The sequence below is a fragment of the Pantoea sp. XY16 genome, from assembly GCF_025153065.1.
Classification (GTDB): Bacteria; Pseudomonadota; Gammaproteobacteria; order Enterobacterales; family Enterobacteriaceae; genus Pantoea; species Pantoea alfalfae.
Genome location: NZ_JANZNP010000006.1, coordinates 434,542 through 441,841 on the forward strand (window position 1 = coordinate 434,542; position 7,300 = coordinate 441,841).

A 7,300-nucleotide genomic window follows, 5' to 3' on the forward strand; every position below is an offset into this window, starting at 1 on the left:
AGACTGTTGATGAGGAGAATATAATGAAAAGAGCACTTATTTTTGCTGCCCTGCTGGCGGTGTTGTCGCCGCTGGCAAATCACACAGCTGAGGCCTCCAGTGCCTCTATTACTCTGGCCCCCGGCGTTACGCTGAATCTGGGCGATCGCGACAATCGTGGTTATTACTGGGATGGCGGTCGCTGGCGTGAACCACGCTGGTGGAATGATCGTTATTCCTATAAAGAACGCCGCTGGTGGCGACACGAAGAGTGGCGTCGTCAGCAGCAGTGGGAGCGTGAACGTCGCTGGCATGAGCGCGACCGTGAGCGCCGCTGGGATCATCAGCATCGCCGCGATCGTGACTGGGATCGTCATGACCGTGGTGGTCCTGGCCCGCGTGGTTTTGGGCCTAGTGGTCCCGATCATCACGGACACGATCGCCACTAATAAAAAACGCCCGGCAAATGCCGGGCGTTTTTTTGTTTCCAGAAACCCTTATAGCCCCAGCGCTTCACCCACCAGCAGGTAAAGATTCAGCGTAATCACCAGCAGCACGATCAGTCGCCCGGTGTTCTGCATCAGACGCGAGTTAACCATATCATCGCCCATCAGCTCGCGGTTGCCGGTAAAGGAGAGCAGCGGAATCAACGCCAGCGCAATACCGAAACTCAGCAGCACCTGACTCATCACCAGCACCTTTGTTGGATCCCAGCCAGCCCAGATAACAATAAAGGAAGGCAGCATGGTTACCGTACGCCGCACCCAGAGCGGAATATGGAAACGGATAAAGCCCTGCATCACCACCTGTCCCGCCAGCGTTCCGACCACCGTTGAGGAAAGTCCGGCAGCCACCAGGCTCAGCCCAAATACTGTTGCCGCCGCCTGACCTAACAACGGTTGCAGCGTGAGATAGGCCTGGTCAAGCTCAGCGATTTTGCTGTGGCCGCTGAAGTGGAAGGCCGCTGCCGCGGTCGCCATCATCGCCAGGTTAACAAATCCGGCGATGGTCATGGCAATCGCCACATCCAGTTTAGTTGAGGAGTACCGCTGACCTTTGCTGTCCTCACTTTTGCCCTGCGTCAGCGCGGAGTGCAGATAAATCACGTGCGGCATAATGGTCGCACCCAGCACACCCGCCGCCAGGAATACAGCATCCGACGTGGGTAACGCGGGCAGCGCCATGCCGATCACCAGCTCTTTGACACTGGGCTGAGAGAAGAAGAGTTCGACGATATAGGCCGCCGCCACAAACAGCAGCAGTCCGCCAATCACCCGCTCCAGCGGTTTCTGACCGCGGCTCTGTAACATCAATATCAGGAACGTGGCGATGCCGGTCAGTACCGCGCCCTGCATCAGTGAGATGCCGAGCAGCAGTTTGAAGCCCAGCGCCGCGCCGATAAATTCCGCCAGGTCGGTGGCCATCGCAATAATTTCCGCCTGCACCCAGTAAAACCAGACGGCGGGACGAGGAAAGCGATCGCGGATATGCTCGGCGAGATTTTTGCCGGTGGCGATCCCCAGCTTGGCAGACATCAGCTGGATAAGCATGGCCATGATATTGGCCCACACCACCACCCACAGCAATTTGTAGCCGTAAGCAGCGCCCGCCTGGATGTTGGTCGCAAAGTTGCCCGGATCGATATAGCCGATAGCGGCGATAAAGGCGGGGCCCAGCAGTGCGAGTTTGACTTTTCTGACTCCGCGAGCGGCGCGCTCGGCGGTACGACTTTCAAACATATCCGGTACCCTGTCTGAACATTTGCCTGCCCCGGCAGCTTAGGGGTTGGCATGTGCAAGTAAAATTCGTTTATTGTTATCGGTGTAATAGATGCTGCTATAAAGTATAGCCATTGCTATACATTACAGTAAAGGAGGTGATTGCTAAAAATGTGAGCAATAGTGTCACTCTACGCCCCGTGTAAAATATAGACAATAATTATGTGGTTATCTGAAGTGAATGATTTGTAAAGAGGACGTGATCTCTGGAACTTTTCTGGAAAATATAGCGATAGCGAATACTTATATTGTGGTTCAGATCTCGTTTTTAAGTAACGCGTTACATAGAATACGCAACAAAATACAACCCTCCTCAAATTTGGAGCAACCATGTCCCATATTTTGCAATTTCTTTTAGCACTGGTGGTGGTCGGGATACTCTCCTTGCTGGTCAGTCACGATCGTAAAAGCATTCGCATTCGCTACATTATACAGCTACTGGTGATTGAAATTGTGCTCGCCTGGTTCTTCCTGAACTCAGAAGCGGGACTGGGTTTCGTCAAAGGCTTCGCGGGCTTCTTTGACCATCTGTTGAAGTATGCGGCTCAGGGAACCAATTTTGTCTTCGGCAACATGAGCGATAAAGGCCTCGCCTTCTTCTTCCTTAACGTACTGTGCCCAATCGTCTTTATCTCTGCACTGATCGGTATTCTGCAGCATTTCCGTATCCTGCCGTGGGTTATCCGCGGTATCGGTACCGTGCTGTCGAAAGTCAATGGCATGGGAAAACTGGAATCATTCAACGCCGTGAGTTCTCTGATACTGGGACAGTCAGAAAACTTCATCGCCTATAAAGATATTCTGGGCAAAATGTCACAGCGCCGCATGTACACCATGGCTGCGACCGCAATGTCGACGGTATCGATGTCCATCGTCGGAGCCTACATGACGATGCTGCAGCCAAAATATGTGGTCGCTGCACTGGTGCTCAACATGTTCAGTACCTTTATCGTGCTGTCGCTGATCAACCCTTACCGTGTTGAGAACGAAGAAGACCTGCAGCTGCAGGATCTGCATAAAGGTCAGAGCTTCTTTGAGATGCTGGGCGAATATATCCTGGCCGGTTTCCGCGTCGCGATTATCGTTGCGGCCATGCTGATTGGCTTTATCGCGCTGATTTCAGGTCTGAATGCGCTGTTTGATCTGATTTTCGGTATCAGCTTCCAGGGCGTTCTCGGCTTTGTCTTCTATCCGTTTGCCTGGATGATGGGTGTGCCTTCTGGCGAAGCGCTGCAGGTCGGCAGCATTATGGCGACCAAGCTGGTGTCGAATGAGTTTGTAGCCATGATGGATCTGCAGAAAATCGCGGGTCAGCTGTCGCCAAATTCAGAAGGTATTCTGTCCGTGTTCCTGGTGTCGTTCGCCAACTTCTCTTCAATCGGCATCGTGGCCGGCGCGATTAAAGGTCTGAACGAAGAGCAGGGTAACGTGGTTTCGCGCTTTGGCCTGAAGCTGCTGTACGGTTCTACGCTGGTCAGCGTGCTCTCCGCCGCTATCGCCGGTCTGGTTCTGGCGTTCTGATAAGTTTCTAAGCAATAAAGGGCGAGTGTCTCTCGCCCTCTTCTTTCTGCGCCATTCCTGCTCTGCTCCCCGCTGGTTCGCCCTTCAGGCGTCACTTCTCACGTCGCACAACAAAGTCACATCTGCAGTTAAACCATGCGCGAGAGACAGCACCGCGTCCCGGAAGGTCATGCCCGTTGAAACGCCTGAGCGTATGCAGCAGCGTGGCGTGAATAGTAAAGCAATAAGGTTTTTATCCGCACGAGAAGGCGAATGAAAGAGATAGCAGAAAGGATGTTGACAACGACGTGTCAGAAAATGGTGGAGATAAGCGGGATCGAACCGCTGACCTCTTGCATGCCATGCAAGCGCTCTCCCAGCTGAGCTATACCCCCACATCTGGACTCGTTTTTCAGTGCCAAACTTTTGGGAAGAAGTTTGGTGGAGCTAAGCGGGATCGAACCGCTGACCTCCTGCATGCCATGCAGGCGCTCTCCCAGCTGAGCTATAGCCCCGAACCGAAAAACTGTCGCGTTAAGCGACGGACGGCATAATATGAAACCGCCTCCAGGGTGTCAACGGCAAAATGACATTCTCTGTTTGATCGCTGAAAAAGGCGGCAACCTGCGAAGTTTCAGCAGCATGCTGCAGGTGAAAATCGTGTCTGGTCAGGCAGGACCGTTTTTTAACTGTTATTCAGTCTGCCGTGAGGTTAATTCCCGGTTAAATATGTTATAGGAATTTTCTTGTCTTCGTCTTTTTCGCGTGCAAAACTTAGCCCGCTAATTTAGTGGTCACCGGGACCCTCTCCCGCACACCACGCGTCCACCAGGCGTTATCGTCCCATTAATCATAAAAAACTATTGAGATACTATGTCGCTGCATACACCTAAAGAAATCGCACAACTGGCGATCCAGTCAGGCGTGGCCAAAAGCCGTGCGCCTGTCAGCATCCTCCTGATTCTCGGCTTTATGGCGGGCGCATTTATTGCGACCGGCTTCCTGCTGGATCTTCACGTGATTAACACCCTGCCGGCTGAGTGGGGCTCATTTGGTGGCCTGTTAGGCGCGGCTGTCTTCCCGGTGGGTATCATCATGACCGTGCTGGCAGGTGGTGAGCTGCTGACCGGCAATATGATGACCCTGCCGGTAGCCTGGTTTGCCCGCCGCATCAGCTTTATGAGCGTGGCGCGAAACTGGTTCTGGGTGACCCTGGCGAACTTCCTCGGCAGCGTGGCGGTCGCCTGGTTCTTTGGCCATATGCTGGGCATGACCGAAGGCGATTACCTGAAAAAGACCGTTGCGATTGCCTCTGCAAAAGTCCATGCCGATTTCCTGCACGCCTTTATTTCAGGCATTGGCTGTAACTGGCTGGTGTGTCTGGCGGTGTGGCTGGCGTTTGCCAGTAAAGATGTGGTCGGCAAGATCTTCGGCATGTGGTTCCCGGTTATGGCGTTTGTTGCCATTGGCTTCCAGCACGTTGTCGCCAACATGTTTATCATTCCGGCCGCCATTTTTGCCGGTCAGATGAGCTGGGCAGAGTATCTCCCTAACTTTGTTGCCGTCTTCCTGGGCAATGCTGTGGGCGGTGCCGTCTTCGTTGGCCTGGCTTACTTCCTTGCCTTCCGCCCTGCCGCAGAACCTGCCAGCAACCCGCAGTAATCCTGCTTTGCCTTTTGTCAAAAGACAAAAGGCAATTTCAGCTTCAGTTACTTTCCCCCGTTACGTTTTGCTGTAATATGTACCGCTAATGTATTTAACAGGGACAGCATCGTGAAAAAGGAATGGCTTACTCCCGAAGAGCTGGCTGCAGAAACGGGTTACAGTCGGCAAACGGTGAACAAATGGATCAAGCGAGAGAACTGGACAACCACGCCAAAGCCCGGTGTACAAGGCGGTAAGGCACGTCTGATTCATATTGATGAACGCGTAAAAAGTTTTATTCAGTCAACACGCAATCTCAACGAGCCCCCAGCGACCTATGGTGCAGTGGCTAATTCTTTACCTGCGTTATTGATAAGTTCCATCCAGCAAATGAGTCAGGATGAACAGGATCAGTTCACCGCATTAATCTTACGTGAAGGGATTAAGGGCGTTATGCAGCGTCTGGGAATTGGTGAAGAGTAAAGAAACCGGAAGCGTGATGCTTCCGGCTGTGTTTATTAAGCCTGTGCTTCACGCTCACTGATAAAGGCCAGAGCCTGCTCAATACGTGCCACACTGCGGCTGCGGCCAATCGCTGCAACAGTGACGTCCAGACCCGGTGACTGACCGGCGCCGGTTACCGCCACACGCAGCGGCATGCCGACTTTACCCATCCCCACGTCCAGCTCATCTGCGGTGCTCTGAATCGCCTGATGGACGTTTTCAGCGTTCCATTCAGTGATTGCGGCCAGCTTATCGCGCACGACTTCCAGCGGCTGACGCGCCACCGGACGAAGATGTTTCTTCGCGGCATCGGCATCAAACTCTGCAAAGTCTTCATAGAAGTAGCGACAGGACGCCGCCATCTCCTTCAGCGTTTTGCAGCGCTCGCCCAGCAGGCTAACCAGTTTCGCCAGTTCCGGCCCGGTACGGGTATCAATTTTCTGCTCTTCAATATGCCACTGCAGATGCGTCGCCACATATTCTGGCGGCAGCGTATTGATGTAGTGATGATTCAGCCACTGCAGTTTCTCAGTGTTGAACGCACTGGCAGACTTACTGACGGCGTCCAGAGTAAACAGCTCAGTCATTTCAGGCACGCTGAAAATTTCCTGATCGCCATGCGACCAGCCCAGACGAACCAGATAGTTGAGCAGCGCTTCCGGCAGGTAGCCATCATCCCGATACTGCATCACCCCTACTGCGCCATGACGCTTGGAGAGCTTTTTGCCATCGTCGCCCAGGATCATTGAGACGTGGGCATAGACCGGAACCTGCGCGCCAATCGCTTTAAGGATATTGATCTGACGTGGTGTGTTGTTGATGTGGTCTTCACCGCGAATAACATGCGTGATGCCCATATCCCAGTCATCTACCACGACGCAGAAGTTATAGGTGGGGGAACCATCGGTGCGGCGGATAATCAGATCATCGAGTTCCTGGTTGCTGAACTCGATCGGGCCGCGAATCTGGTCGTCAAAGATGACCGAACCGTCCTGTGGATTGCGGAAACGCACAACGCACGGCTCATCATCGGCATGATGTTCATGGCTGTCACGGCAGCGGCCGTCGTAACGCGGCTTTTCGTTGTTGGCCATCTGCTCTTCACGCAGGGCTTCCAGACGCTCTTTAGAACAGTAGCATTTGTATGCCGTGCCCGCTTCCAGCATTTCATCAATGACCGCGTTGTAGCGATCAAAACGCTTAGTCTGGTAGTAAGGGCCTTCATTCCAGTCCAGGCTGAGCCAGTTCATGCCATCCATGATGGCTTCGATAGCTTCCGGCGTGGAGCGCTCCAGATCGGTATCTTCAATGCGCAGCACGAACTCGCCCTGGTTATGACGCGCAAAGAGCCAGGAATAAAGTGCGGTACGGGCGCCACCAACATGCAGGTAGCCGGTCGGGCTGGGCGCGAAGCGTGTTTTGATTTTCATTGAGTATTGCCTTAGATGCGCGGGTTCTCTGTCTGGATGACAAAAAACAGGTTAGACGCGAAAAAACAGTGGGCACATTCTAGCATCTGACGGTGAATCCTCAATGCGTGGCCGCAGGTTGCCTTCCGGGAAAAGGGGCTTTTCTGCCAGTAAAACCAGCACATTGACTAAAAGCGCGACAGGATGTTTAAAAATAAACCGAACGCACATTTATGTTTTAAAAAGCGTTGACTCAAAATCAACTATCCCTATAATGCGACTCCACACAGCGGGGGTGATTAGCTCAGTTGGTAGAGCATCTCCCTTACAAGGAGGGGGTCGGCGGTTCGAACCCGTCATCACCCACCACTCTTAACAGGGTGCCCGCAGTGAACAGGTATGAAGATATGGGTGATTAGCTCAGTTGGTAGAGCATCTCCCTTACAAGGAGGGGGTCGGCGGTTCGAACCCGTCATCACCCACCAC

The 7,300-nt window shown here is 53.2% G+C and carries 6 protein-coding genes and 4 tRNA genes; 6 read left to right on the forward strand and 4 right to left on the reverse strand.

What is annotated here, in order from left to right; all coding sequences use genetic code 11:
• The first annotated feature begins 23 nt into the window (after positions 1 to 23).
• Positions 24 to 428: a DUF2502 domain-containing protein gene (locus tag N1689_RS11875; RefSeq protein ID WP_260058967.1), complete on the forward strand. Its 405-nt coding sequence runs from the start codon at positions 24 to 26 to the stop codon at positions 426 to 428.
• 48 nt (positions 429 to 476) lie between these two features.
• Here N1689_RS11875 and N1689_RS11880 read toward each other — a convergent pair whose 3' ends face one another.
• Positions 477 to 1,718: an Nramp family divalent metal transporter gene (locus tag N1689_RS11880; RefSeq protein ID WP_161735088.1), complete on the reverse strand. Its 1,242-nt coding sequence runs from the start codon at positions 1,716 to 1,718 to the stop codon at positions 477 to 479.
• Between the two features lie 369 nt (positions 1,719 to 2,087).
• Here N1689_RS11880 and N1689_RS11885 point away from each other — a divergent pair, with 369 nt between their 5' ends.
• Positions 2,088 to 3,278 carry a NupC/NupG family nucleoside CNT transporter gene (locus N1689_RS11885; RefSeq protein ID WP_013358646.1) on the forward strand — a complete coding sequence of 397 codons (1,191 nt, stop codon included), beginning with the start codon at positions 2,088 to 2,090 and terminating at the stop codon, positions 3,276 to 3,278.
• Between the two features lie 298 nt (positions 3,279 to 3,576).
• On the opposite strand, the gene N1689_RS11890 is transcribed toward N1689_RS11885, so the two are convergent.
• Positions 3,577 to 3,652, reverse strand: a tRNA-Ala gene (locus N1689_RS11890).
• A 44-nt stretch (positions 3,653 to 3,696) separates the two neighbouring features.
• A tRNA-Ala gene (locus tag N1689_RS11895) sits at positions 3,697 to 3,772 on the reverse strand.
• A 358-nt stretch (positions 3,773 to 4,130) separates the two neighbouring features.
• Here N1689_RS11895 and N1689_RS11900 point away from each other — a divergent pair.
• Both N1689_RS11900 and N1689_RS11905 read left to right on the forward strand, forming a co-directional pair.
• Entirely contained in the window at positions 4,131 to 4,919 is a 789-nt protein-coding gene (locus N1689_RS11900; protein WP_013358647.1) for a formate/nitrite transporter family protein, read from the forward strand.
• Between the two features lie 111 nt (positions 4,920 to 5,030).
• Positions 5,031 to 5,384, forward strand: a complete 354-nt coding sequence (locus N1689_RS11905) for a YfeC-like transcriptional regulator (RefSeq protein WP_161735090.1) — start codon at positions 5,031 to 5,033, stop codon at positions 5,382 to 5,384.
• 35 nt (positions 5,385 to 5,419) lie between these two features.
• Here the strand turns inward: N1689_RS11905 and gltX are convergent, their stop codons facing one another.
• Positions 5,420 to 6,835, reverse strand: coding sequence for a glutamate--tRNA ligase (gene gltX, locus N1689_RS11910; RefSeq protein ID WP_161735093.1), 1,416 nt, complete (start codon positions 6,833 to 6,835; stop codon positions 5,420 to 5,422).
• 272 nt (positions 6,836 to 7,107) lie between these two features.
• Between gltX and N1689_RS11915 the strand changes: the two genes are divergently transcribed.
• Both N1689_RS11915 and N1689_RS11920 read left to right on the forward strand, forming a co-directional pair.
• Positions 7,108 to 7,183: transfer RNA gene (locus tag N1689_RS11915), tRNA-Val, on the forward strand.
• 40 nt (positions 7,184 to 7,223) lie between these two features.
• A tRNA-Val gene (locus N1689_RS11920) sits at positions 7,224 to 7,299 on the forward strand.
• Position 7,300 lies beyond the last annotated feature (1 nt).

What these genes read in the sequence shown, in the direction of transcription:
- N1689_RS11875 (WP_260058967.1), top strand. Translation starts at nt 24, where the DNA reads ATGAAAAGAGCACTTATTTTTGCTGCCCTGCTGGCGGTGTTGTCGCCG.
- N1689_RS11880 (WP_161735088.1), bottom strand. Translation starts at nt 1,718, where the DNA reads ATGTTTGAAAGTCGTACCGCCGAGCGCGCCGCTCGCGGAGTCAGAAAA.
- N1689_RS11885 (WP_013358646.1), top strand. Translation starts at nt 2,088, where the DNA reads ATGTCCCATATTTTGCAATTTCTTTTAGCACTGGTGGTGGTCGGGATA.
- N1689_RS11900 (WP_013358647.1), top strand. Translation starts at nt 4,131, where the DNA reads ATGTCGCTGCATACACCTAAAGAAATCGCACAACTGGCGATCCAGTCA.
- gltX (WP_161735093.1), bottom strand. Translation starts at nt 6,835, where the DNA reads ATGAAAATCAAAACACGCTTCGCGCCCAGCCCGACCGGCTACCTGCAT.